This is a genomic window from Gillisia lutea, from assembly GCF_021568705.1.
GTDB classification, from domain to species: domain Bacteria; phylum Bacteroidota; class Bacteroidia; order Flavobacteriales; family Flavobacteriaceae; genus Gillisia; species Gillisia lutea.
This window is the reverse complement of record NZ_JAKGTH010000009.1, coordinates 275,888-300,171: the sequence shown is the minus strand read 5'-3', so window position 1 is coordinate 300,171 and position 24,284 is coordinate 275,888. Positions and strand designations below refer to the sequence as shown.

General features: G+C 35.1%; 24 protein-coding genes. 12 read left to right on the top strand and 12 right to left on the bottom strand.

The genetic code is table 11. The annotated features are described in order from the left end of the window. Positions 1-56: 56 nt before the first annotated feature. The 3 genes from lhgD to L1I30_RS10825 form a co-directional block, all read right to left on the bottom strand. Entirely contained in the window at positions 57-1,295 is a 1,239-nt protein-coding gene (gene lhgD / locus L1I30_RS10835; RefSeq protein WP_236134311.1) for an L-2-hydroxyglutarate dehydrogenase, read from the bottom strand. Between the two features lie 38 nt (positions 1,296-1,333). Continuing rightward, positions 1,334-2,446: a GDP-mannose 4,6-dehydratase gene (gene gmd / locus L1I30_RS10830; RefSeq protein WP_236134310.1), complete on the bottom strand. Its 1,113-nt coding sequence runs from the start codon at positions 2,444-2,446 to the stop codon at positions 1,334-1,336. 449 nt (positions 2,447-2,895) lie between these two features. After that, on the bottom strand, positions 2,896-3,369 hold the full coding sequence (locus L1I30_RS10825; RefSeq protein ID WP_236134309.1) for a UpxY family transcription antiterminator: 474 nt from the start codon (positions 3,367-3,369) through the stop codon (positions 2,896-2,898). 1,114 nt (positions 3,370-4,483) lie between these two features. Between L1I30_RS10825 and sqr the strand changes: the two genes are divergently transcribed. The 3 genes from sqr to L1I30_RS10810 are packed head-to-tail and all read left to right on the top strand — an operon-like array spanning position 4,484 to position 6,540. After that, positions 4,484-5,716 (top strand): type III sulfide quinone reductase, selenoprotein subtype, encoded by a 1,233-nt coding sequence (gene sqr / locus L1I30_RS10820; RefSeq protein ID WP_236134308.1) that lies wholly within the window; start codon positions 4,484-4,486, stop codon positions 5,714-5,716. 19 nt (positions 5,717-5,735) lie between these two features. Then, positions 5,736-6,044: a TusE/DsrC/DsvC family sulfur relay protein gene (locus L1I30_RS10815; RefSeq protein ID WP_236134307.1), complete on the top strand. Its 309-nt coding sequence runs from the start codon at positions 5,736-5,738 to the stop codon at positions 6,042-6,044. A gap of 19 nt (positions 6,045-6,063) precedes the next feature. Next, positions 6,064-6,540: a DsrE/DsrF/DrsH-like family protein gene (locus L1I30_RS10810; protein ID WP_236134306.1), complete on the top strand. Its 477-nt coding sequence runs from the start codon at positions 6,064-6,066 to the stop codon at positions 6,538-6,540. 85 nt (positions 6,541-6,625) lie between these two features. Here L1I30_RS10810 and yajC read toward each other — a convergent pair whose 3' ends face one another. The 4 genes from yajC to L1I30_RS10790 form a co-directional block, all read right to left on the bottom strand. After that, positions 6,626-6,919: a preprotein translocase subunit YajC gene (gene yajC, locus L1I30_RS10805; protein ID WP_236134305.1), complete on the bottom strand. Its 294-nt coding sequence runs from the start codon at positions 6,917-6,919 to the stop codon at positions 6,626-6,628. 21 nt (positions 6,920-6,940) lie between these two features. Beyond that, positions 6,941-7,402 carry a DUF1573 domain-containing protein gene (locus L1I30_RS10800; RefSeq protein WP_236134304.1) on the bottom strand — a complete coding sequence of 154 codons (462 nt, stop codon included), beginning with the start codon at positions 7,400-7,402 and terminating at the stop codon, positions 6,941-6,943. Between the two features lie 50 nt (positions 7,403-7,452). Continuing rightward, a complete protein-coding gene (nusB, locus tag L1I30_RS10795) occupies positions 7,453-8,397 on the bottom strand; it encodes a transcription antitermination factor NusB (RefSeq protein ID WP_236134303.1) in 945 nt (314 codons plus the stop codon). Between the two features lie 81 nt (positions 8,398-8,478). After that, complete coding sequence (locus L1I30_RS10790; protein WP_236134302.1) at positions 8,479-9,579, bottom strand: Glu/Leu/Phe/Val family dehydrogenase; 1,101 nt, start codon at positions 9,577-9,579, stop codon at positions 8,479-8,481. A gap of 131 nt (positions 9,580-9,710) precedes the next feature. Here L1I30_RS10790 and L1I30_RS10785 point away from each other — a divergent pair, with 131 nt between their 5' ends. Both L1I30_RS10785 and L1I30_RS10780 read left to right on the top strand, forming a co-directional pair. Beyond that, positions 9,711-11,468 carry an ABC transporter ATP-binding protein gene (locus L1I30_RS10785; protein ID WP_236134301.1) on the top strand — a complete coding sequence of 586 codons (1,758 nt, stop codon included), beginning with the start codon at positions 9,711-9,713 and terminating at the stop codon, positions 11,466-11,468. Between the two features lie 75 nt (positions 11,469-11,543). After that, positions 11,544-11,927, top strand: coding sequence for a PUR family DNA/RNA-binding protein (locus L1I30_RS10780; protein WP_236134300.1), 384 nt, complete (start codon positions 11,544-11,546; stop codon positions 11,925-11,927). Between the two features lie 98 nt (positions 11,928-12,025). Here L1I30_RS10780 and L1I30_RS10775 read toward each other — a convergent pair whose 3' ends face one another. Continuing rightward, positions 12,026-12,361: a tRNA-binding protein gene (locus L1I30_RS10775; RefSeq protein WP_236134299.1), complete on the bottom strand. Its 336-nt coding sequence runs from the start codon at positions 12,359-12,361 to the stop codon at positions 12,026-12,028. Between the two features lie 193 nt (positions 12,362-12,554). Here L1I30_RS10775 and L1I30_RS10770 point away from each other — a divergent pair, with 193 nt between their 5' ends. Then, a complete protein-coding gene (locus L1I30_RS10770) occupies positions 12,555-13,112 on the top strand; it encodes a thioredoxin family protein (RefSeq protein WP_236134298.1) in 558 nt (185 codons plus the stop codon). Between the two features lie 98 nt (positions 13,113-13,210). Continuing rightward, on the top strand, positions 13,211-13,852 hold the full coding sequence (locus L1I30_RS10765; RefSeq protein ID WP_236134297.1) for a peroxiredoxin: 642 nt from the start codon (positions 13,211-13,213) through the stop codon (positions 13,850-13,852). Between the two features lie 77 nt (positions 13,853-13,929). On the opposite strand, the gene L1I30_RS10760 is transcribed toward L1I30_RS10765, so the two are convergent. Both L1I30_RS10760 and recQ read right to left on the bottom strand, forming a co-directional pair. Then, positions 13,930-14,862 (bottom strand): peptidylprolyl isomerase, encoded by a 933-nt coding sequence (locus L1I30_RS10760; RefSeq protein WP_236134296.1) that lies wholly within the window; start codon positions 14,860-14,862, stop codon positions 13,930-13,932. 167 nt (positions 14,863-15,029) lie between these two features. Beyond that, a complete protein-coding gene (recQ, locus tag L1I30_RS10755; protein ID WP_236134295.1) occupies positions 15,030-17,228 on the bottom strand; it encodes a DNA helicase RecQ in 2,199 nt (732 codons plus the stop codon). Positions 17,229-17,310: 82 nt separating this feature from the next. Between recQ and L1I30_RS10750 the strand changes: the two genes are divergently transcribed. From L1I30_RS10750 to lptB, 4 genes are all read left to right on the top strand, one after another. Next, positions 17,311-18,276: a KpsF/GutQ family sugar-phosphate isomerase gene (locus tag L1I30_RS10750; RefSeq protein ID WP_236134294.1), complete on the top strand. Its 966-nt coding sequence runs from the start codon at positions 17,311-17,313 to the stop codon at positions 18,274-18,276. Further along, positions 18,276-19,100, top strand: a complete 825-nt coding sequence (gene tatC / locus L1I30_RS10745) for a twin-arginine translocase subunit TatC (RefSeq protein ID WP_236134293.1) — start codon at positions 18,276-18,278, stop codon at positions 19,098-19,100. Before L1I30_RS10750 ends, tatC begins: the two co-directional genes overlap by 1 nt. Before the next feature lie 4 nt (positions 19,101-19,104). Next, complete coding sequence (locus L1I30_RS10740; protein ID WP_236134292.1) at positions 19,105-19,452, top strand: carboxymuconolactone decarboxylase family protein; 348 nt, start codon at positions 19,105-19,107, stop codon at positions 19,450-19,452. Positions 19,453-19,521: 69 nt separating this feature from the next. Beyond that, complete coding sequence (gene lptB, locus L1I30_RS10735; protein ID WP_236134291.1) at positions 19,522-20,262, top strand: LPS export ABC transporter ATP-binding protein; 741 nt, start codon at positions 19,522-19,524, stop codon at positions 20,260-20,262. 73 nt (positions 20,263-20,335) lie between these two features. Here the strand turns inward: lptB and L1I30_RS10730 are convergent, their stop codons facing one another. Further along, positions 20,336-21,100 carry a CDP-alcohol phosphatidyltransferase family protein gene (locus tag L1I30_RS10730; RefSeq protein ID WP_236134290.1) on the bottom strand — a complete coding sequence of 255 codons (765 nt, stop codon included), beginning with the start codon at positions 21,098-21,100 and terminating at the stop codon, positions 20,336-20,338. Positions 21,101-21,277: 177 nt separating this feature from the next. On the opposite strand from L1I30_RS10730, the gene lnt reads away from it, so the two are divergent. Next, positions 21,278-22,867: an apolipoprotein N-acyltransferase gene (gene lnt, locus L1I30_RS10725; protein WP_236134289.1), complete on the top strand. Its 1,590-nt coding sequence runs from the start codon at positions 21,278-21,280 to the stop codon at positions 22,865-22,867. A 6-nt stretch (positions 22,868-22,873) separates the two neighbouring features. On the opposite strand, the gene L1I30_RS10720 is transcribed toward lnt, so the two are convergent. Next, on the bottom strand, positions 22,874-24,271 hold the full coding sequence (locus L1I30_RS10720; RefSeq protein ID WP_236134288.1) for an exopolysaccharide biosynthesis polyprenyl glycosylphosphotransferase: 1,398 nt from the start codon (positions 24,269-24,271) through the stop codon (positions 22,874-22,876). Between the last annotated feature and the right edge of the window lie 13 nt (positions 24,272-24,284).

The window sequence follows — 24,284 nt, the reverse complement described above, 5'->3', positions numbered from 1 at the left end:
CAATCTTTTTGTTGGTTCTATTAATTACTATGGCTTAAGTGTTTTTGTATATCTTTTTATGAATATGTAATTGTCTCACTTTTAGGTTCTGGTTCTCTTAAATTTTCAGTGTTCATCAAATATTTTGCTATAGAAAAACTACATGTAAATGCGGGAGACACAGCATTTAATAGATGAATTGATTTGCTATCACCTTCTATAATAAAATCCATTTCAAGTTCCAGTGTTTTTTTATTTAATAACTGGGCTCTTATCCCGGGCTTTAACCATTGGTTGAATTTCCTGATCTCTAGGTTATTTGTAAGTTTTTTAGCCAAACCTGCGAAATGAGCTTTATTGTACTTCCTTATCTCGCTAATTGCCAATTTTCTAAAATTGAAGGAATTAGTAATAAATAGCAATATTTCAAAATAACTTATTTGTAAAAATTCTGCTAGTTTAAAGTTTCTCAATCCTCCATAATTCTCTCTCCAAAATGCGGGCATAGAGGTAGGTCCAATTTTTATATGATTATCGGCAGTAACAGTATAATGAACTCCTAAGAATGGATTTAATAAATTAGGCACCGGATAAATATTTGTTTTTATTAGTTGATCTGAACCGGTATACTTTAAATAAATACCTTTAAATGGAATGATAATACGGTCTCTGGAAAACCCATAATCTTTAGCTATAACATCAGCATAAAGTCCAGCAGCATTAATTAAAAGTTTAGGCTTAAAATTAACTTTATTCGTTACTATAATATCTTCCTTCCTTTTTAAGTATTTAGTATTGAAAAAAAAATCAACCTTCTTTTCAATCAAGATCTCTTTAAGTTTTTTACATACTTCTACCGGATTCACACTGGCTGTAGTTGGTGAAAAAAGTGCTCTTTTATAGGTCTTTGAGTTAGGTTCGATTTGGTATAATTCTTCCTCATCAATTAAACTAATATCCACACCATTTTGCTTACCTCTATCATACAGCTCATACAACACCCTTAACTCCTCTTCATTACTAGCAACAACAACTTTTTTACAATGATTCACATATATTCCGTTAGAATCACAAAATTCTTTCATAAGCATATTACCATCTTTGGTGAACTTAGCTTTTAAGGAATTAGAAGTATAATAAAAGCCTGCATGTAAAACGCCACTATTTCTACCACTGGCATGCTTGGCTACATCGTTTTCCTTTTCAATTATAGCAATTCTTTTATCCGGATATTTTTTCTGAAGCTCAAAACATATCGTTAATCCCATAATTCCTGCGCCAATAAGCAGATAATCATATTCTTTGTACGCTTCCATTGTATATTATCTAAAGGAGTAAAACATTTTAATGAATGCTATTCAAAATAATTAAGCACTTTAAAACCAACCTCATTGAGATACCGGTCCTTTCTCATAATTTCCAGGTCGCTTTCCATCATTTCCTTAATCAATGTAGTAAGATCATATTCAGGAATCCATCCTAATTTAGTGTTTGCTTTTGTGGGATCTCCCACCAAAACATCAACTTCTGTAGGCCTAAAATAACGTGGATCTACCGCCAGAACTTCTTTCCCTTCTTCTAATTGATAATCTGGATGTGTGCACTCTATTACCACAGCTTTTTCATTTACTCCATTTCCTTGAAATTCTAATTCTATTCCAACTTGAGCAAATGCCATTCTTACAAAGTCCCGTACACTGGTGGTTTTTCCTGTTGCAATTACCCAATCCTCCGGTTCTTCAGCCTGGAGGATCATCCACATCATACGTACATAATCTTTGGCATGTCCCCAATCCCGCATGGCATCCAGATTTCCTAAGTAAAACTTATCCTGTAAACCCAATACAATTCGAGCTGTTGCTCTTGTTATTTTTCGCGTCACAAAGGTTTCTCCTCTAACGGGAGACTCATGATTAAATAAAATACCGTTACAAGCAAACATATTATAAGCTTCCCGGTAATTAACTGTCATCCAGTAAGCATATAATTTGGCTACAGCATAGGGACTTCGAGGGTAGAACGGAGTAGTCTCCGATTGCGGAACTTCTCGTACCTTCCCATACAACTCGGAGGTAGATGCCTGATATATTTTGGTTTTATGCTCCAACCCTAATAATCTTACAGCATCCAGAATTCGCAATGTGCCTAACCCATCGGTATTGGCTGTATATTCCGGAATTTCAAAAGAAACCTGCACATGACTCATTGCCGCCAAGTTGTATATCTCATCTGGTTGTATTTGCTTTATTAGACCAATCACAGAAGCGGCATCTGTCATATCACTATAATGGAGAATGAAATTTCTATTTTCTATATGAGGATCCTGGTAAAGATGGTCTATACGATCTGTATTGAATTGGGAAGTCCTTCTTTTTAAACCGTGAACTAAATACCCCTTTCTTAATAAGAATTCGCTTAGATAAGCCCCATCTTGACCTGTTACTCCTGTTATTAGCGCTACTTTCATATTTGCCATTATTAATTATTACTATAATTCATCCTGCATATTATATTGATAGAACACGTATTATTTTCTATGGAGCTCACAGTGGAAAAATTCAGAAATTTAAATTTCGAATATTCTTAAACCGTTCCGGGAAAGAGATATATAATAGAATATCCTTTTCGAAAGATCAAGTATCAATAAGATTTTAGAAATTTTTGAGGTTCGAAATGCCAGTAATATTGGCTAGAACCTGCCCATCCCTAATTTGAAGAATTTTTAAAACTCCGGTCATTTAAAATATCTTTAATGAATCCGTTGCTTATTAGGGGTCGGCAACTACTTTAATTTGATTTTACAGGGTGCTTTTAGGGGCACATAAAATCATTTTTGGAGTGTATTAGGGGTATAGTATACTTACAATAAGATTGTAATGTTTTAAAATATTATGAAAGGTAACGGTAAGGCCTACTTTAAACCACTTCTTTAAGTTTTACACTAACCGTGCAACCAGCTTCAGTTAGCACCAGTGATAATCTCTTCGTACCTATATGCCTTATGATACCATCTTGGTCTTTAAGAGCACCTGAGGTAATTTTAACCCTATCTCCCGGTGACAGATTTTTTATAACAAAATCATCATAATTATCTGTATCAAGCCAATTCTTAATAGTCTCAATTTCATGATCTCTAACAACGGCTGGTTTACCCAACCAATAAAGATATCTTATAACATCAGGAAATTCGAAAACCTTTTGTCGCTCCTTGTCTTTTAATTTTACAAAGACATACGACGTGAATAAGGGCACTTCTACCTTCTTTTTCCGGTCGCTCCATTGTCTAACCTCAGTGACAATAGGACAATAAATCTCTATTTTCGCCGATTCCAGGTTTTTTGCCACCCTTTTTTCCGCTCGAGGCTTCGTATATAACACATACCATGACATACCTTATACATTTAAATTTAAAACTTGCTCTGGGATAAAAAATCCCAGAGTATTTCCCACAGAAGCGGAGTATTAAATTCTGAAGATTATGGCTTGAATATGCCGGGAAGAATACTACCTTTTATTGTCTTCCCCAATCTTTAGAAGAATATTGATAACTCCGGGTCATTATAGTTAAGTTCTAATAATGTAACCGTCACTAATTGGGGGTAGTGCAAGTAGGATTTTTATGAGTTTTGAAGGCTGTTGGTCATGGCTTCGCCAAGTAAGTCACATTAAATGTTTCTTACAAAGCTTAAATTTTAAATAGGGATAATATTCAATAAAAAATATTAGCCTACTAAAAAACTATGACTTTCATTAAGATTAAATTAGGAATTTCGGTTAATTTCTACAATGTGGAAATGTTAAAATTTTTTAAAAAACCTAAATATCAAGAAGTGAAAATATAATATAACTTCATTTTTTTAGATTATCTTTAAAATTTTTGGATTTTAAATGAGAATTTAATTATTTTACCCAGTATTAGTAGATTTTTTTTTAACAATTTAAACCATCCTCTGTTTTAGAGATTTTATAGCTTTTACAACTCTTAAAATTTTACTAAGATTTTTCATCGATGAAAGGTTTGGTTTTAACTTTTAACAGACATTGCCTCACATGGAATAAGTAACAACATCCTTGAAATTAACATTTTAAAATGCACAAAACGTCAAGTTGAAGTAAATTCAATTAAAAAATCATCAAAAAAAGAGCTCTTTAACCCTTCTATAAAACCATCATCTAATTAACATTAAATACGAAATAAATGTTAATTCATACTAAGAGTAAAAAATATGATTGAAAGTGCACCCTAAGTACTTGTAAATCTAATATTTAAGTTAAGTCGCTTTCATTATAAGTACAGCAGCGTACTAAATACAATATATACTTATAATAGATCTTTTCAAATCCTCTTAAATTGGCGGCCCTTTCTATTCCTCTTTTAAAAACGTAGTATTTCAAGCGCGATGTCACCTGCGCAGGGTGAATATTGATGGTTTTATGATGGTTATCATAAAATTCACTGTATGAGTACTATAATTTTACATCATAATAAAAAATGCCATTCATTATGAAAAACTTAGTCATATTAGGAGCAGGAACCGCCGGAACTATGATGGCGAACCACCTTCGTCCTAAACTCAGCAAGGATCTATGGAATATATCAATCGTAGATCAATATAAAACCCACTACTACCAGCCCGGATTTTTATTTCTGCCTTTTGATACATATACCGAAGAACAGGTTAAGAAAGTAGGAAAAAAATTCATTCCGAAAGGAGTGAATTACATTCAGAAAAAAATTGAGCAGATTTTCCCAAAAGAAAATAAAGTTCAATTAGAAGATGAAACCTTGAGCTACGACATTTTAATTATTGCCACCGGGTCTAAGATTGCCCCTGAAGAAGTTGAAGGTATGAAAGGTAAAAACTGGCATAAAAACGTATTCGATTTCTATACTTATGAAGGAGCTCTAGCGCTTAGAAACAAGCTTAGAGAATGGGAAGGTGGAAAACTATTAGTTCATTTAACTGAAATGCCTATTAAATGTCCAGTTGCTCCTTTGGAGTTTGCTTTTTTAGCTGATTCTTTTTTTATAAAGAAAGGGATGAGAGACAAAGTAGAGATCTCTTATGTAACTCCACTTTCCGGAGCCTTCACTAAAGAAAAAAGCGCGGCTACTCTAGGATATTTACTTGAAGAGAAAAACATTAAGTTGGAAACAGATTTTGCAATTGAGCGTGTAGATAATGAAAACAATAAAATAGTAGATTATGGCGAAAGAGCAATTGATTTCGATTTATTGGTAACCATTCCAACTAATATGGGTGACGATGTAATTGCCAGATCAGGTATGGGTGACGATCTCAATTTTGTTCCTACCCACGAGAATTCATTGCAGTCTAAAGATCATGAGAATGTTTTTGTAATTGGAGATGCTACTAACGTGCCCGCTTCTAAGGCAGGCTCAGTGGCGCATTTTGAATCAGAGACATTAACCGATAACATCTTATTATATATAGACGGTAAACCACTTAAAGAAGAATTTGATGGTCATGCTAATTGCTTTATTGAAACAGGAAAGAATAAAGCCCTTCTAATAGATTTCAATTACAAGCAAGAACCAGTAGAAGGTACATTTCCATTTCCGGGAATAGGCCCATTAAAATTACTTAAAGAAAGTGTCTTTAACCATTGGGGGAAGCTGGCCTTTAGATGGATCTATTGGAATATGTTATTAAAAGGAATTTCCATTCCATTTGTTAGCAGAAACATGACCACGGCAGGAAAAAAATTAGATTAACAAGATAAAAACTAAAACTATGACAACTACAATCTCAGGAACCGAAATCAATGTAACCGAAGATGGGTATCTAACCGATTTCTCGCAATGGACTCCCGAAATAGCAAAGGAACTTGCAAAAAATGAGGAAATTGAATTAACCGACCGTCATTGGGAAATCATAAAATGGATACAGGACCGAGTAAATGCTGGGGAAGCTTTGTCTATTCGTGGTATTAAGAAAAGCGGAGTGCTTGATATTAAAGAATTTTACGCTCTATTTCCCGGAGGCCCTTTGAAACTCTCTACTAAAATTGCGGGAGTTCCAAAACCAAAAAGCTGTATTTAAAAATTAAAATTATAAGATCATGACAAAGTCTAAAGTTAAAAAAATGCTCTTTGTACTATCTAAGGCAACTATAGAAAACGTGTATGCAGCATTTATAATGGCCAATGGTGCCAGAATGGAAGGGATTGAGGCTGAAATTTTCTTTACTTTCTTTGGATTAGAAGCAGTTCAGAAAAAAAAGCTCAACAAGCTACATGTTGCTACGGTAGGAAATCCGGCAATGCATATTCCAACCATGGTAGGTGGTCTACCGGGAATGGAAGCCATAGCTTCTAAAATGATGAAAAAAGAAATGGATAAACTCGACATTCCGCCGGTTGATGAATTTTTAGAAATACTATCCGACTCGGGTGTGAAACTTTGGGCATGTAAGCTTGCAGTAGATATGTTTCACTTAGAAGAAAAAGAGCTTATTGATGATCTTGATGGAATATTAACCATTGGCGACTTCTATAATCAGGCCGATCAAGATGGGTGTCAACTCCTCTACATTTAGATAAAAATCACTTTAATCTACCATTAAAAAGGAAAAGGTCTGTTTGATAGTTCAAACAGACCTTTTTTATTATATAAAAGAAAAACTATTTTTTCTCTATTAATGGTTCGTTCAGGGATTTGCTCATCTCCATAGAAATAGAAGAACGATCAAAAGTTATTTTACCTGCTCCGGTTTCAATAATAACAGAATTGTTTTTTTCACTAAAATCGACGATTTTACCATGCATTCCACTTTTAGTGATAATACGGTCTCCTTTTTTTAAAGAAGAGGCAAAACTTTTTTCTTGTTTAGCTTTTTTCATTTGAGGGCGTATCATAAAGAAATACACCACTACAAACATTAATATAATTGGGGCAAATTGCGTTAATTGTTCCATAAATTGATTTGAAAGCGTTTATTAAACAGATGGTTCAGCATCAGCTTCAACAAAAGCTTTGATTGTTAATTTTTCTGTTGCAGCCTCTGTATTTGCAGAAACTGTAACTGTTTTAGTTACCTGCCCTTGTCCCGATCCATTAAATTTAACGGTCATTTCTCCGGTTTCTCCAGGAGCAATTGAAGTGTTTCTTGGATAAGAAGGTACGGTACAACCGCAACTGCTACTAGCATTTGTAATTACAAGTGGTGCTTTTCCAGTGTTGGTAAATTTAAAAACGTGTTCTACATTGGTACCTTTTGCAATAGTTCCAAAATCGAATTCACTTTCTTCAAATGTCATTTCAGGATAATATACAGCTTGCGCATCACGTTCTGCAGCAGTTTCAACATTTGCAGCATTCACTTTACTGGAAGCATCATCTTTGCAAGAAGTAAAAAATATTGCTCCAATGGCTGCTACCACCAAAATTCCTTTTTTCATAATAAAACAGATTTTAATTAAAAGCTAAAAATACTAATTTTTCTGAACTCTTACATAAGCCCACGACCTATTTTATTAAGGCGATTATCCTGCTTATATTCTTTAGATAATTTATCTAAAACCCCGTTGATAAAAATGCTACTTTTTGGTGTGCTATACTCTTTAGCAATTTCCAAATACTCATTAATAGTAACTTTTACCGGGATGGACGGGAAGTATAAAAACTCGCACAATGCCATTTTTATAAGAATCGTATCTATGTCGGCTATTCGTTCTTTATCCCAGTTAGGAGTTTTACCTAGCATTTCATTAGAAAGTTCTTCTTCATTTAAATGTACTTTTCTAAAGAGATTTATTGCAAACTCTTCATCTTCCGGACTTTTATAGAGTTTAGGAAGCTTAGAATCTTGTGCGGTATTTTCCTTTAATTTATTCAAGAATTTCAGGATAGCAGTATTAACCAATGGAAGGTCATCCAGCCAGGTTAATTTAGTGTCTTCTAAATAATCGTACACTTTATCGTTAGGTGCAATAAATTCCTTTAAAAGTAAGATCACAAAATCCTTGTCTTCTTTAAAACTAGAATCCCCACTGCTCATGTAGGTTTGAAAAGCTTCACTTTTCATGATCTCCTCCCAAAGAAGTGCTACATATTCACTGTCTTTGCTCCATTGATTGACAGACCTGTCTTCCCAAGCCTCCTGTAATTGGATATTGTTTTCCAGAATTCGGAAAACCCTGTTATTTATAAATTTTTTATTGGGATCGATCTCTTCCTGTGTTGCCAGAAACTTTTTTTGTGATTTCTCGAGATAATTCTCTGAGTAGGATTTAATTTCGACTTTCAGCTTCAAAAGTAGTAAGAACAGGTCGTACATTTCCTGCATACTTTTTTTCAGGAATTTCTCCTCAACATTGAAGTTTTTGTCTTGACTTTGGTGAAATGCATAAAGTGACTGCATTACCTTAACGCGAATATGTCTTCTGGTTAACATAGGTGTAAAAGAACATTAGAAAATTAACAAGGCGAAAGAATTCTCTTCCGCCCTGCAAAAATAGTATTTATTTCAAACTTGTTAGTTCAAATTCTCTCTTTTTCTATCGTCAATTCGTTGTTGAGCGATTTTAAGAGCTGCGTGATGCGTGGTGATGCCGTTCGCATTGGCGCTTTTGAGGATTTCAAGAGTTGTATTAAAGATGTTTTCCGTCTTTCTCATGATCTCTGTTTTGCCGTATCCTTCTAATTCGGCATATACATTTATGATACCACCGGCATTGATCAAGAAATCTGGAGCATATACAATTCCTTTTTCCTGTAAGATCTGTCCATGACGAATTTCATCGGCTAACTGATTGTTTGCCGCACCAGCGATAATTGAAGCTCTAATTCTTCCAATAGTATCATCGTTAATAGTAGCACCTAAAGCACATGGAGCATAAATATCAACATCGGCACCGTATACATCATCTGTGTATATTTTAGCACCGTATTTTTTACTTATTTCTTCTAATCTGCTTTGGTTGATATCGCTTATAAATACTTCAGCTCCCTCATTTGTAATGTGCTCTACTAAAGATTCACCAACATGTCCGATTCCCTGAACAAGAACTTTCTTCCCATCCAAATGATCACTTCCGTATTTGTGTTGAGCAGCAGCTTTCATTCCCATAAAAACCCCATAAGCTGTAATAGGAGATGGATTTCCAGCTCCTCCTTTAGATTCAGATATTCCGGTAACATACGGAGTAACCTCTCTTACAGTGTCCATATCTTCTGTATCCATTCCTACATCTTCTGCAGTAATATATTTTCCGCTAAGGGAATGAACAAATTCTCCAAACCTTCGCATTAACTCAGGTGTTTTCTGAGTTTTTGCATCTCCAAGTATCACCGCTTTTCCACCACCTAGGTTTAAACCTGTAATGGCACTTTTAAATGTCATTCCTCGTGATAGACGAAGAACATCGTTAACAGCTTCCCATTCTGTGCTATAATTCCACATTCTGGTACCACCCAAAGCAGGTCCTAAAACCGTGTTATGAATACCTATTATTGCCCTTAAACCTGTATCTTTGTCGTTACAAAAAACCACTTGTTCGTGGTTATCAAATGACAACTGGCCAAAGACAGGCGCATTTTTTTTAAGGTCGTTTGCGTTTAGAACGTCAACTTGCATACGTTTAAATTTAAATTTAGATTTTTCAGTTTTACGAAAATCAATGCGCAAAAATAATTAATATTTTAAAGTTTGCGGTTAATTTGGTTGTTAAAATGCGAATTTCATAATTAATAGGGTTTCAGAATTATATGAAGGAATTAAAGCACGTTAATAAATATTTTTATAAGTACAAATGGAAACTTATTTTAGGGTTTCTCATAACCATAGTGGCCCGGATATTTGCTTTATATCCTGTGCAGTTTATTGGAGATTCTACTAACATCATTCAAAAATATGTAAGTGGAGAAATTGGCAGTGCTGCCACCCTTAGAAGTGAATTATTCTATAACATCACTCTTATAATTGGTGCCACCTTGATTTCTGCCTTTTTAACCTTTTTAATGAGACAAACCTTTATTGTGGTATCTCGGCATATGGAATTCGACCTTAAAAATGAGGTTTATCAGCAGTATCAAAACCTTTCGCTCAATTTCTATAAGAAAAACAGAACCGGGGATTTGATGAACCGGATTAGTGAAGATGTATCTAAAGTACGGATGTATTTAGGTCCGGCAATAATGTATAGTGTTACTACTCTTACCTTATTTGTTGTTGTTATCTGGTATATGATAAATACAGCCCCTCTCCTTACCTTATATACCTTGGCGCCATTGCCAATTTTGTCTTTTGCTATCTATAAATTAAGTGTAGCAATTCATAAACGAAGTACTATTGTACAACAATACCTATCTAAACTAAATACTTTTACCCAGGAAAGTTTTAGTGGGATATCTGTTATAAAATCTTACGGGTTAGAACCACAAACCAATACCAATTTCGTTGAACTTTCAAACGGCAGCAAACAAAAGAATTTGGACCTGGTTAAAGTACAGGCCTTCTTCTTTCCTCTTATGGTCCTTCTTATAGGAGTGAGTAATACCCTTGTAATTTTTATTGGCGGAAGACAGGTTATTAGCGGGGAAATTGAGAATATAGGAATTATCGTAGAGTTCTTATTATATGTAAATATGCTTACCTGGCCTGTAGCAACGGTAGGTTGGGTAACTTCTATCATTCAGCAAGCTGAAGCGTCCCAAGCACGTATCAACGAATTTTTAAGACAAGAGCCTCAAATAAAGAATTTACAACCTAAAAGTGAACCCATTTTAGGCGATGTGTCATTTAAAAATGTGAGCTTTACCTATGAAGACACCAATATCACTGCATTAAAAGACATTTCCTTTACAGTAAATCGGGGAGAAACACTTGCAATTATAGGAAAAACCGGGTCTGGAAAATCTACCATTCTTGAACTTATTGGAAGATTATACGATGTAAGCGGTGGTGAAATACAAATAGACGGAAAGAACATTATAGATTTAAATCTTTACGATCTTAGAAATAGTATAGGTTATGTTCCACAGGACGCTTTTCTATTTAGCGATTCAATTAGAAATAACATCAGGTTTGGAAAGACCAATGCAAGCGATGAAGAGGTGATGGAAGCTGCTAAAAATGCATCGGTGCATAAAAACATTATTGGCTTCAACAAAGGATACGACACCGTATTGGGAGAACGTGGTATTACCCTTTCAGGAGGGCAAAAACAACGGGTTTCTATTGCAAGGGCAATTATTCATGACCCACAAATTCTCCTTTTTGACGACTGTCTTTCCGCTGTAGACACCGAGACAGAAGAGGAAATTTTGAGTAACCTCTTTAAAATATCTAAAGATAAAACCACGATAATTGTAAGTCACAGGATCTCTTCTGCCAAGAATGCCGATAAAATTATTATTCTGGAAGACGGGTATATTGCGCAGCAAGGCTCACATCAAGACCTAATACAAAAAGAAGGTTATTACAAAGAGCTTTACGCAAAGCAACTAAGTGAAAAAGAAATGTGAAAATATGTTGTGAAATGTTAAAAATTTTTGGATTTTTGAGCAGTACATAAAAACGAACCATATAAGATTTATTTTATGAGTGAAAATGGAATGATGGAGAAAGATGAAATTTTCTCAAAAGTATTACGAGCGGGAAGACGCACTTATTTTTTTGATGTAAGAGCCACCAAAGCTGATGATTATTACCTTACCATAACAGAGAGTAAGAAATTCACCAATGCAGATGGATCTTTTCATTACAAAAAACATAAAATTTATTTGTACAAAGAAGATTTCGAAGGTTTCACAGAGATCTTAAATGAAATGACAGATTATATCGTTAATGAAAAAGGCGAAGAAGTAATAAGTGAGCGTCACCAAAAGGATTTCAAGAAAGAATATCAGGAAGAAGGAGAGCTGGAAACAACTACAGCACCTTCTCCAGAGAAATTTACAGACATCAATTTTGAAGATATCTAAGAGATAGATTCAATTTAAAACTTGCACCGCTTCAATTTTTGAAGCGGTTTTTTTTTACAATGTTTTTACTCATTATATAAAAATATTAAATCATTCCGTTAACCTATTCTCAATCCATTCTCAACCTTAAAATCGGGATTTAGCAGTACTATGTCATTTTTTTGTCCCACTGCACCTAGCACCAAACATTCACTCATTAAATTAGCAATTTGTTTCCTAGGAAAGTTCACCACCGCAACTATCTGTTTATTAAGGAGGTCTTCTTTATTATATCTTAATGTAATTTGAGCTGAAGACTTTTTAATTCCCAATTCGCTACCAAAATCTATTTTCAGCTTATAAGCCGGTTGTCTGGCTTCAGGAAAATCTTCAACTTCCAAGATGGTTCCTATTCGCATTTCAACCTTTTCAAAATCATTCCAATTAATTTCCATGTTTACTTAAATCTCGTGTATTTCCTCTGTGGAATCTGTTTTCTAATAAAAATCACCTATCTTTTATAAAATGATATATGTGGCTGCTTTACTGCCTACTCTAATAACCAATCATTCAAACTTGTATAATAGATTTAGTATTAAAGATATTAAATTTGTAGTATTAGAATCAATTTTATAACCTCTATTAATTATGGGTCAAACTCCTTCAAATATGCTAGCCTTAGGAACCATTGCTCCAAACTTTCTACTGCCTGACGTGGTTTCTAAGAAACCCTTAAGCCTAGATCAATTAAGAGGTGAAAAAGGAACGGTGGTTATGTTTATATGCAATCATTGTCCATATGTTATTCATATAAATGAAGAGATAGTTCGATTGGCCAATGATTATAGAGTAGCTGGTTTTGGATTTGTTGCAATTATGAGCAATAATACAGAAGCCTACCCGCAGGATCATCCTGATTTTATGGAAAATGTAGCCAGAAAATATCATTATCCCTTTCCTTATTTATATGATGCTACCCAAGAAGTAGCAAAAGCCTATCAGGCAGCGTGCACTCCTGATTTTTATTTATTTGATACCGATTTAAAACTTGTATACCGCGGACAACTGGATAATTCCCGTCCAGGAAATGGAATTCCCACAAATGGAAGGGATTTAAGAGAAGCCCTAGATGCTATTTTAAAGAACGACAAGATTCCTGAGAATCAAAAGCCAAGTATGGGATGCAGTATTAAATGGAAAAAATAATTCTCTTAAAAAATCAAGTTTCCTTTTTGATATTTATTTAACACAGAAGCATTCTTAATTCCTTAATTTTAAACTTAATAATTTTTAAAAAACAGAAAATGAGTACTATAAAATTAGGAGATAAAGCGCCAAATTTCGATGCTGAAACCTCAGAAGGTAAAATAAATTTTTACGAGTATTTAGGAGACAGTTGGGGGATTCTATTTTCTCATCCTGCAGACTATACTCCAGTTTGCACCACAGAACTTGGGGCAGCGGCGAAGTATAAAGATGAATTTGCCAAGCGAAACGTAAAAGTGATGGCTCTAAGTGTTGATGGAGTAGAATCTCACAAAGCTTGGATAAAGGATATAAATGAAACTCAGCATACGGAAGTGAACTTTCCAATTATAGCAGATGAAGATAAAAAGGTATCAAATCTATATGATATGATCCATCCGAATGCGAGTGATACTCTCACTGTAAGATCGGTATATGTGATTGCACCAGATAAAAGCATTAAATTAATGATTACTTATCCAGCAAGTACAGGTAGAAATTTTGAAGAATTATTACGAGTTATAGATTCCTTACAGTTAACAGCCAATTATAAAGTGGCAACTCCCGCTAATTGGAAGCATGGAGAAGAAGTTGTAATAAGCCCTTCTATTTCTAATGAAGATGCTACTAAAATGTTCCCAAAAGGTTTTAAAGAGGTGAAATCTTATTTGAGATTGACTCCACAACCTAATTTGGATTAATTTGATTGTATTACAGGAAAAAGGGCTGACAGATATATCTGTCAGCCCTTTTTTTATATAAAGATAAATGTTAGTTATTATCTAACAGCTACCAATTCCACATCGAATATAAGTGTAGCATTAGGAGGTATTGCCCCACCTGCGCCACGTTCGCCATAGGCTAAGTGTGAAGGAATCACGAATCGAGCCTGATCACCTACATGTAATAATTGAATACCTTCATCCCATCCTGAGATGACATGACCTTTCCCTAATGGAAAATCGATAGGTTGATTTCTTGTATAAGAAGAATCAAATACGCTACCATCAGGTAACATTCCTTTATAATGAACAGAAACTGTCTTACCTTTTTCAGCTTTTGCACCATTCCCTTTTTGCTCAATTTTATAGCGTAACCCACTAGCAGTCTTTTCAAAACCTTGAGATAGTTCTCCTAAAAGTTCTTCTTGTTGCTTCTTAGCAGCTGCTTCTCTTTCAGCTTTCGACCCATTAAATACTCGAAACTCCTCTACAGCATTAAACTTCTCAGCAGTCTCCCCCACTCTAATAATTTCAAGTTCTTCAATTTTATCCCCTTGTACAATAGCATTTACCACATCTTGTCCTTCAACAACACTTCCAAATACGGTATGTTTTCCGTCTAACCATGGAGTAGCAATATGAGTAATAAAAAACTGACTTCCATTGGTTCCAGGACCAGCATTGGCCATAGATAATTTTCCTGGAGCATCATGCTTTAAAGAAGGGTGAATTTCATCTTCGAAGTTGTAACCCGGTCCGCCGGTTCCATTTCCTTTAGGGTCTCCCCCTTGTATCATGAAATCTTCGATAACCCTGTGAAATTTCAGTCCGTTATAATAAGGTTTTCCCTGAGGAATTGCCTTATTCTCTAAGTTCCCTTCGGCTAATCCTACAAAGTTCCCAACTGTTCCGGGAGTTTTTTCAAATTCCAGTTCCACCAAAATTGCACCTTTAGAAGTGTGGAATTTTGCATATAATCCGTCTTGCATGTCGCTTGTTTAATAGTTAAAGCTGCAAAGATAGCGATTTGAATAGCTAACCTTAATACACTTAAGCTCATTTTAAGAAAAATAATATTACAACTCACTCACAGAAAACTTTTTAAAACTAAAAAGCATCCTATTTGGATGCTTTTTTAATAAATTATAATCTATATCTAATTTGCAACTTCACTAATAAATTTGAGCCTATAAAGTCGTAATTCTTCATCGTCATACTCTCCATCGAACTCTTCCATAGCATCTTCAATTTTATCGGTATCAGCTTCTAGGAAATATTCATGAATCTCCTCTTGCTGATCTTCATCCAGAATATCATCCAGCCAATAATCAATATTCAAACGAGTTCCACTATAAACAATAGCTTCCATCTCCTTTATAAATTGGGGCATTTCCATTCCCTTTGCAGAAGCTATATCTGTTAAAGGCAACTTTCTGTCAATGTTTTGAATGATGTATAATTTGAGTCCGCTATTGGCTCCGGTAGATTTTACAACTAAATCATCCGGACGAATAATTTCATTTTCTTCAACATAGTTACTAATTAATTCCACAAACTCTTTCCCGAATTTTTTAGCCTTTCCTTCTCCTACTCCGTGGATATTACTTAATTCTTCCAGGTTTACCGGATATTTAAGAGCCATATCTTCTAAAGATGGATCTTGAAAAACTACAAATGGCGGTACTCCAGATTTTTTAGCAACTTTTTTACGCAGCTCTTTCAGCATTTTCACAAGTTGAGCATCTACTTCAGAGCTACCTGCTTTTGGAATTTTAATTTCAGACTCGGTAATACTATTAAAGATATGATCTTCAGTCATCATAAAAGAAACAGGAGCTTTCAAATACTCTTTTCCTTTATCTGTCAGTTTCACCACCCCATAGGTTTCAATATCTTTCCTAAGCATACCCGCAACCAATACTTGACGAATTAGAGCCATCCAGTATTTATTATCCTTATCCTTCCCTTTCCCAAACAGCACATGCTCATCGGTCTTATGAGATAAGATAAGTGCATTGGCTTTACCAATAAGAGTATTAACCAATTCCTTGGCTTTATATATTTGTTTGGTTTCTTTTACAACTTTAAGTAACAATTCAACATCCTCTTGGGCTTCATGCTTTTTCTTCGGATTTTGAACATTATCATCCATAGAAGCACCTTCGCCTGTCTCCTCATCGAATTCTTCCCCAAAATAGTGCAGCAAGAATTTTCTTCGAGACATGGAAGTTTCGGCATATCCAACCACTTCCTGCAGCAAGGCATGACCAATTTCCTGCTCTGCGACAGGTTTACCACTCATAAACTTCTCAAGTTTCTCTATATCTTTATAGGAATAGAATGCCAGGCAATGACCTTCTCCTCCATCTCTTCCTGCTCGGCCGGTCTCCTGATAATAGCTTTCTAAACTTTTTGGAATATCATGATGAATTACGAAACGAACATCAGGTTTATCGATCCCCATTCCAAAAGCAATGGTCGCCACAACCACATCTACATCTTCCATGATGAACATATCCTGATGCTTCACCCTGGTCTTTGCATCTAGTCCCGCATGATAAGGAACAGCGGAAACTCCATTTACCTGCAGTGTTTGGGCCAGTTCTTCTACTCGCTTTCTACTTAGGCAATAAATGATTCCAGATTTTCCTTCATTTTGCTTAACAAAACGAATAATATCGGCATCTACATTTTTGGTTTTTGGACGAATCTCATAATACAAATTGGGACGGTTAAAACTTGCCTTAAATGTATTAGCATCGGTAATACCAAGGTTTTTAAGAATATCTTCCTGTACTTTTGGGGTAGCAGTAGCGGTAAGGCCAATAATTGGAATATTATCTCCTATCCTTTTAATTATCTGTCTTAAATTCCTGTATTCCGGTCGAAAATCATGCCCCCATTCACTTATACAGTGAGCTTCATCTACAGCCATGAATGAAATTTCCACGCTACGCAAAAACTCTACATTCTCTTCTTTTGTTAGGGATTCCGGAGCGACATACAATAATTTGGTAATTCCATTTACAATATCCTCCTTCACCTGTTTTACTTCAGATTTATTTAAAGAAGAATTTAAAACATGCGCCACACCATGCTCAGAAGAAATTCCACGAATGGCATCCACCTGATTTTTCATTAGGGCAATTAACGGGGACACCACGATGGCTGTGCCATCTGCAATTAAAGCAGGTAATTGATAGCATAAAGATTTCCCTCCTCCAGTAGGCATAACTACGAAGGTATTGTGTCCATTAACTATGCTGGTAATCACTTGTTCTTGGAGCCCTTTGAACTGACTGAATCCAAAGTACTTTTTAAGTTGCTGGTGTAAATCGATTTCCGTAGAACTCATTCAATTGTGTTACAATTTTACATACATTTGCATTAATAAAGATACATATTTCTTTAGTATTCGCAATCATAATTCTACTAATTTGAACCTAGAAGAAAAAATCCTTTCCGTAGCAAAAGAAACCATATCCATTGAAGCAAACGCCATTTCAAATCTTGTTAAATTAGTTAATAAAGATCTGTCTGATGCTGTTCAATGTATATATAACTCAAAAGGAAGGGTAATTATTACAGGAATTGGTAAAAGTGCCATTATTGCCAATAAAATAGTCGCAACTTTTAATTCTACTGGAACTCCTGCTATTTTTATGCATGCCGCTGATGCCATACACGGAGATCTTGGTACAATTCAGGAAAATGACGTAGTTATTTGCATTTCTAAAAGTGGAAATACGCCAGAGATAAAAGTGCTTATTCCTCTTATTAAGAATTTTAAGAATAAAATTATCGCCATTACAGGAAATATAGATTCTTTCTTGGGGCAGCAATCCGATTTTGTATTAAACACGTATATAGAGAAAGAAGCTTGCCCTAATAACCTGGCTCCTACCACAAGCACCACGGCTCAACTGGTAATAGGAGATGCATTAGCGGTATGTTTACTCGACCTACATGGTTTTTCAAGTAAAGATTTTGCGAAATATCATCCGGGTGGTGCTTTAGGAAAAAAATTATATTTAAGAGTTAGTGATATTACGGCTCAAAATTCTAAACCTCAAGTCTCACTTTCTACAAATGTAAAAGATGTAATTGTAGAGATTTCTGAAAAAATGCTTGGAATTACGGCTGTTATAGACAATGAAAAGGTTGTAGGCATAATTACAGATGGAGATATTAGACGAATGTTACGTAATAACGATGCGTTTTTAGACCTTACTGCCGCAGATATTATGAGCAGTAAGCCGAAAACGATCGCTCAAAACGCTATGGCTGTTGATGCGTTGGATTTATTAGAGAAACATAAGATCTCACAGCTTATTGCTGAGGAAAATGGCCATTATGCCGGAGTGGTACATATACATAATTTAATTAGAGAAGGTATCTTATAATGGGTAAATTAAAATCACCAAACGATGAAATGTCGTTTTTAGATCACTTAGAAGATTTAAGATGGCATTTAATAAGAGCCACACTTGCTGTGGTTATTGCTGCATCGATCGCTTTTTTAGCAAAAGGATTTATATTTGATGTATTGCTCTTCGGGCCCAGCCATTCTGATTTTTGGACATATGATATACTTTGCCGCATTACTAATTGGGTAGGTGTAGATGGTGGTTTTTGTAATAATGAAATGCCATTCAGAATTCAGAGTAGAACCATGGGTGGTCAGTTTTCAGCTCACATTTGGGTGGCATTAACAGCCGGTTTTGTAATTGCTTTCCCTTATGTTATTTATGAATTTTGGAAATTTGTAGCTCCCGCCATGCAAGAGAAAGAAAAAAGAAATGCCAAAGGATTTATCTTTATTTCCTCTTTCTTATTCTTTTTAGGAGTTCTTTTTGGATATTATGTAATTACCCCTCTATCTATTAACTTTCTAGGTAAGTACCAGGTTAGTAAGGAGGTTTTTAACGACTTCGATCTAAGCAGTTACATAAGTTTGGTGCGAGCCTCGGTTCTTGCCTGCGGAATTATTTTTGAGCTGCCTATCATCATATTTTTCTTAACCAAAGTAGGAGTGCTAACCCCAACAATATTAAGAACCTACAGAAAATTCGCCCTGATCGGGGTGCTAATTCTATCGGCAATTATTACTCCACCAGATATTGTAAGTCAGATTATAGTAGCCATACCTGTTCTTATTCTATATGAAGTGAGTATAATTATTTCAAGTATTATTTACAAAAAAGAAGAGAAAAATTTAAGCGTATAAAGCTATGTCAAATCAAGTAGAAGAGTTTAACGAATATCGTGCTCGCATGAATGATGTTATCCTAAAGGATAACAATAAAATTATAAAACGCATTTTTAATCTAGATACCAATGCTTTTGCACCGGGAGCTTTGGATGTAAAGACAAAAGAATTATTAGGCCTGGTTGCATCTACTGTTTTAAGGTGTGATGATTGCGTAAAGTATCATTTAGAGACCTCTCACAAAATAGGTCTTTCAAAAGAAGAAGTGGTAGAAGCTCTAGGTATTGCAACTCTAGTTGGAGGAACTATTGTAATACCTCATTTACGAAGAGCATACGAATACTGGGATGCTTTAGAGACTGCAGAATAATTATATCAACAATAGTACGCAATAAATGCGTTTTGATAAAAAGCTTATCTTTGAGATTCAAATATTTTCATGAAATTAATTGCCGATAACTTAATAAAATCTTACAAAGGCCGAAAGGTTGTAAAAGGGATTTCTGTAGAAGTGAATCAGGGAGAGATCGTTGGACTTCTTGGACCTAATGGCGCAGGAAAAACGACCTCTTTCTATATGATTGTGGGATTAATAAAACCTAATGGCGGTAATATTTATCTAGACAATCAGGAGATCACTAAATTTCCAATGTATAAACGTGCCCAGCATGGTATTGGCTATTTGGCACAGGAAGCTTCTGTTTTCAGAAAAATGAGTATTGAAGATAATATCATGAGTGTTCTAGAGCTTACTAAGCTTTCCAAAAAAGAACGTCATGATAAAATGGAGTCGTTAATTGAAGAATTTGGATTAGGGCATATAAGAAAAAGCAGAGGAGATCTTCTTAGTGGTGGAGAACGCCGAAGAACTGAAATTGCCCGAGCTTTGGCTACCGACCCAAATTTTATATTATTAGACGAGCCTTTTGCAGGAGTAGATCCCGTGGCGGTAGAAGATATTCAACGTATTGTAGCGCAGCTTAAAAACAAGAATATTGGAATATTGATTACCGACCATAACGTTCAGGAAACTTTAGCTATTACCGATAGAACTTATTTAATGTTTGAAGGAAGTATATTAAAGCATGGTGTGCCTGAAGAGCTTGCGGAAGATGAAATGGTAAGGAAAGTCTATCTCGGTCAGAACTTTGAACTTCGAAAGAAAAAGATCTTCGATTAAAAGCGATACTTATAAAAATCAAAAATGCCCGCCTGTATTAATTACGAGCGGGCATTTTACATTAAAGAATATTTTAATAAGTAGGCTTCTGTCTAAAAATTAGCGATAGAAGAACATAACTCACAATAATTATAGGAATAGCTATAAACTGAAAAATTACTATTAATACTAAACAATAAGCAAGAAAAAGATAACGCAGTTTGTTATTGTTAAACGACCAGTTCGAAAATTTAAGCGCGAAAAGAGGAATTTCCGCATTAAGCATAAAACAGCTTATAATTGTCAATCCTATTAAAAACCATTCATTTAAGATCAAATTTACAGCCACTGGGTGAGGTTGGAATACCAAAATTAAAGGCAAACTTAAAATTAAGAGCGCATTTGCAGGGGTAGGCAAGCCTATAAAAGAATCTGTTTGTCTATCGTCTACATTAAATTTAGCTAACCTATATCCCGAAGCGGCGGCAATAAATAACCCAACCAATGCTAATAGTGGAAAATTCCATTCCCACCACGAAGAAGATTGGGATATCTCCCATTCCCCACTCGAAATTATAGTTTCACCTGGCAAGGCTTTTCTTAGCAATTGAAACATTACAATTCCCGGAACTAATCCACTGGTAATCATATCTGCCAAGGAGTCAAGCTGCAATCCAACTTCACTTTTCACATTTAAAGCCCGGGCTGCAAGTCCATCAAAAAAATCGAAGAAGATCCCTAAACCTACAAATAAGGCCGCCATTATAAGGTTGCCCTGTACTGCGAATATAGCGGCAATACTGCCGCATAGAAGATTTAATAGAGTAATAAAGTTAGGAATGTGCTTTTTAACTTGCATATAAAGTATTTTCGGTAAAATTAATAAAGTAAATGAGAGTTGAACAAAAGCTTACCAAAATAAGCAATTTTTCGTTCAATATTTTAAAAGTTGTGGTTTCATATTCATTATAAGATTTCCTATTAATTGCCACCCTATCGAATTCTGTTTTATTATTTTTGAAAAGAATTGAAATCTATGAAGAACTTATTTTACGCCTTACTAAGCGGAATTATTCTTGCATTTGCCTGGCCCACTTACGGCTTTCCCCTATTATTATTTTTCGGGTTTGTTCCTCTTCTCTATTTGGAATTCAAATTAAGGACCTCAAAAGAAAGATTTATTAAAACCAAAATTTTAGGTTACTCCTATTTAAGTTTTATAATCTGGAATGTAATTACCACCTACTGGCTATACTTCTCTACCCCATTTGGCGCGGCTTTCGCAATCTTAGTGAATTCCCTACTCATGGCCTTGGTATTTTTACTATATCATATAGTAGCCAAAAGAACCGATTTTAAAGCCGCTTCTGTCTTTTTAATATGTATATGGATGGTCTTTGAAAAGCTACATCTTAGCTGGGAATTTTCATGGCCCTGGCTAAATTTAGGAAATGGTTTTGCCACATACCATCGCTGGGTACAGTGGTACGAATACACAGGAACCTTTGGAGGAACATTATGGATATGGATGGTTAATATTTCGGTTTTTAAAGCAGTTCTTTTATATGTTCAGCATAAAGAAAAGAACATTTTATATAGAATGTTTTTAAAGACGGGTCTATTAATAGTAGTGCCAATTGCTATCTCTTATTTAATTTTTAACACCTATAAAGAAAGCGACGAGAAGTTTGAGGCGGTTATTCTTCAGCCAAACATAGACCCTTACACCGAAAAGTACAATACTAACGACACCAGAATTGGGGAATTATTACTACAGTTAAGTGCCGAAAAGGTCACTCCCAATACACAACTATTAGTAGCACCGGAGACGGTTTTTGCAGACGGAACTGTTTTATCCAGATTCGATCATTCGGAAGCGGCATATTTCTCCAGGCAATTAATACGCACCTCTCCTCAGCTTAATTTCCTTAGTGGTATTTCCTTTTATGAAAGATTTCATGACAGCACCAAGGTAAGTGGGCAGAGTAATTATATCGGGCCTAACGACTGGTTTAATGATTATAATTCGGCTTTTTTAATTAATAACGAAAAAGCACCACAACTCTATCACAAATCGAAACTAGTTGTGGGAGTTGAAAACTTTCCGTACCAAAGCTTTTTAAAACCACTTCTAGGAGATGTTATGATTGATCTTGGAGGAACAGTGGCCATGAAAACAACCCAGGAGGATAGAGGTGTTTTTAAACTGAATAATGGTTACAGCACCGCGCCTATAATCTGTTACGAATCTGTATATGGGGAATATGTTACAGGTTATGTGAAGAATGGAGCCAATTTACTTAGCATTATTACTAACGACGCATGGTGGGATCATACTCAAGGTCATAAACAGCATTTAAGTTACGCCAAATTGAGAGCTATTGAAACCCGAAGATCTATAGTGAGGAGCGCAAATACAGGGGTTTCTGCTTTTATTAATGAGAAAGGTGATATTATAAAAAGTTTAGGTTATACTGAATTGGGAAGTATTAAACACGCGGTAAGTCTTAATTCTACACAGACCTTTTACGTGAAACATGGCGATTATCTAGCCCGTATTGCACAATTTTTAGCTCTTTTCATCTTTCTTTTTGCCATTATAAAATATAAGCGTAATAGAATGTGATGTTTTTTATTGACCTCGAAAGAATAAAACAGTACTAAAAGTTTTCAGAAGGATATTAAAATCTAAAAATAAGCCTCTATGTTTTATGTAATACAGATCGTATTGTAATTTTTCCAAACTCGCAGTGTGTGAGCCACCATAATTAGCTTTCACCTGAGCCCAGCCGGTTAGACCAGGTTTTACTATATGCCTAGTTTTATAAAAAGGAATCATTTCTGAAAGTTCCCTTACAAATACAGGACGTTCCGGCCTAGGGCCAATAATGCTCATATCTCCTTTTAGAATATTGTAAAACTGAGGTAATTCGTCTAAACGGGTTCTTCTCAAGAATTTTCCAAATCCTTTTATCCTACTGTCATTTGGAACCGTCCATTGTGGACCATTTTTTTCAGCATTGGCGGCCATGGTCCTAAACTTATAAAGTGTAAAAACCTCAGCATTTCTACCCACCCTTTCCTGAATATAGAATAATTTACCTCTATTGAAAAAGAGGTTCCCAATCCACATAAAAGGGATCAGGAAAGCACAAACTATCAATCCATGAATACTCATAAAAATATCAAAGACCCTATTGAAGAAAAGATAGAATTTATTCTGATTGCTTCTACTAAAAAGAAAGAATTTATAGAAGTCCTTATCCTTATGATGAACTGGAACCCTATGCGTAATGTCTTCATAAACCTGGGTATAATCCCTTATAGAAAAGCCTTCAATAAGCAATGCGTTTAACTGAGCCAAAAGCAACTCTCCAGATTTGTTGTTTCTTGTGGCTGAACTAGCAACTACAATTTCATTGATATGTTTCTCTTTTATGGTTTCCGTAAGATTTGTAGGCTGAAACTCCTGAATACTTATCACATCGGGATTGACTTCAATAATACCTGTATTGATATATCCCACCACCGTGTAGTTGGGATCGGCTTGTTGCAGAGCATTCACCATGATATCTAACTCGGTTACATCGCAAATAAGTAGTGCTTTTTTATAAAATCTAGCTGATGAGATCAAGGTGATATAAGCATATCGCCACACCAAAAGCGCTACGATCATAGAGAGGAAAAAGAATAGTATTTGCAATCGGTTTTCAGGAAGACTAGGCGTATAGAAAGGCGTTAACATAAAGAACAAAATAGTTACTGACACAGTAAGTATCACATTTTGCACCACCTTTTCAAAATTAGCAGCTTTTTGCAGGTCATATAATTCGAAGATACTGGCAAAAACATTTAGATAAACAACCAATACCAATGTCCATACCCAATTATTTGAATTAATCTGAAAATAATCGAATTGAAAGATTATCCCCACTATACTCAAGGTAAATAGCACAATAAATATGTCCATAGAACGCAGTAAAACTTTACGTTCAGAAATATCAAAATGTACTAGGGGCTTAGGGGACATTTTTAAAATAATT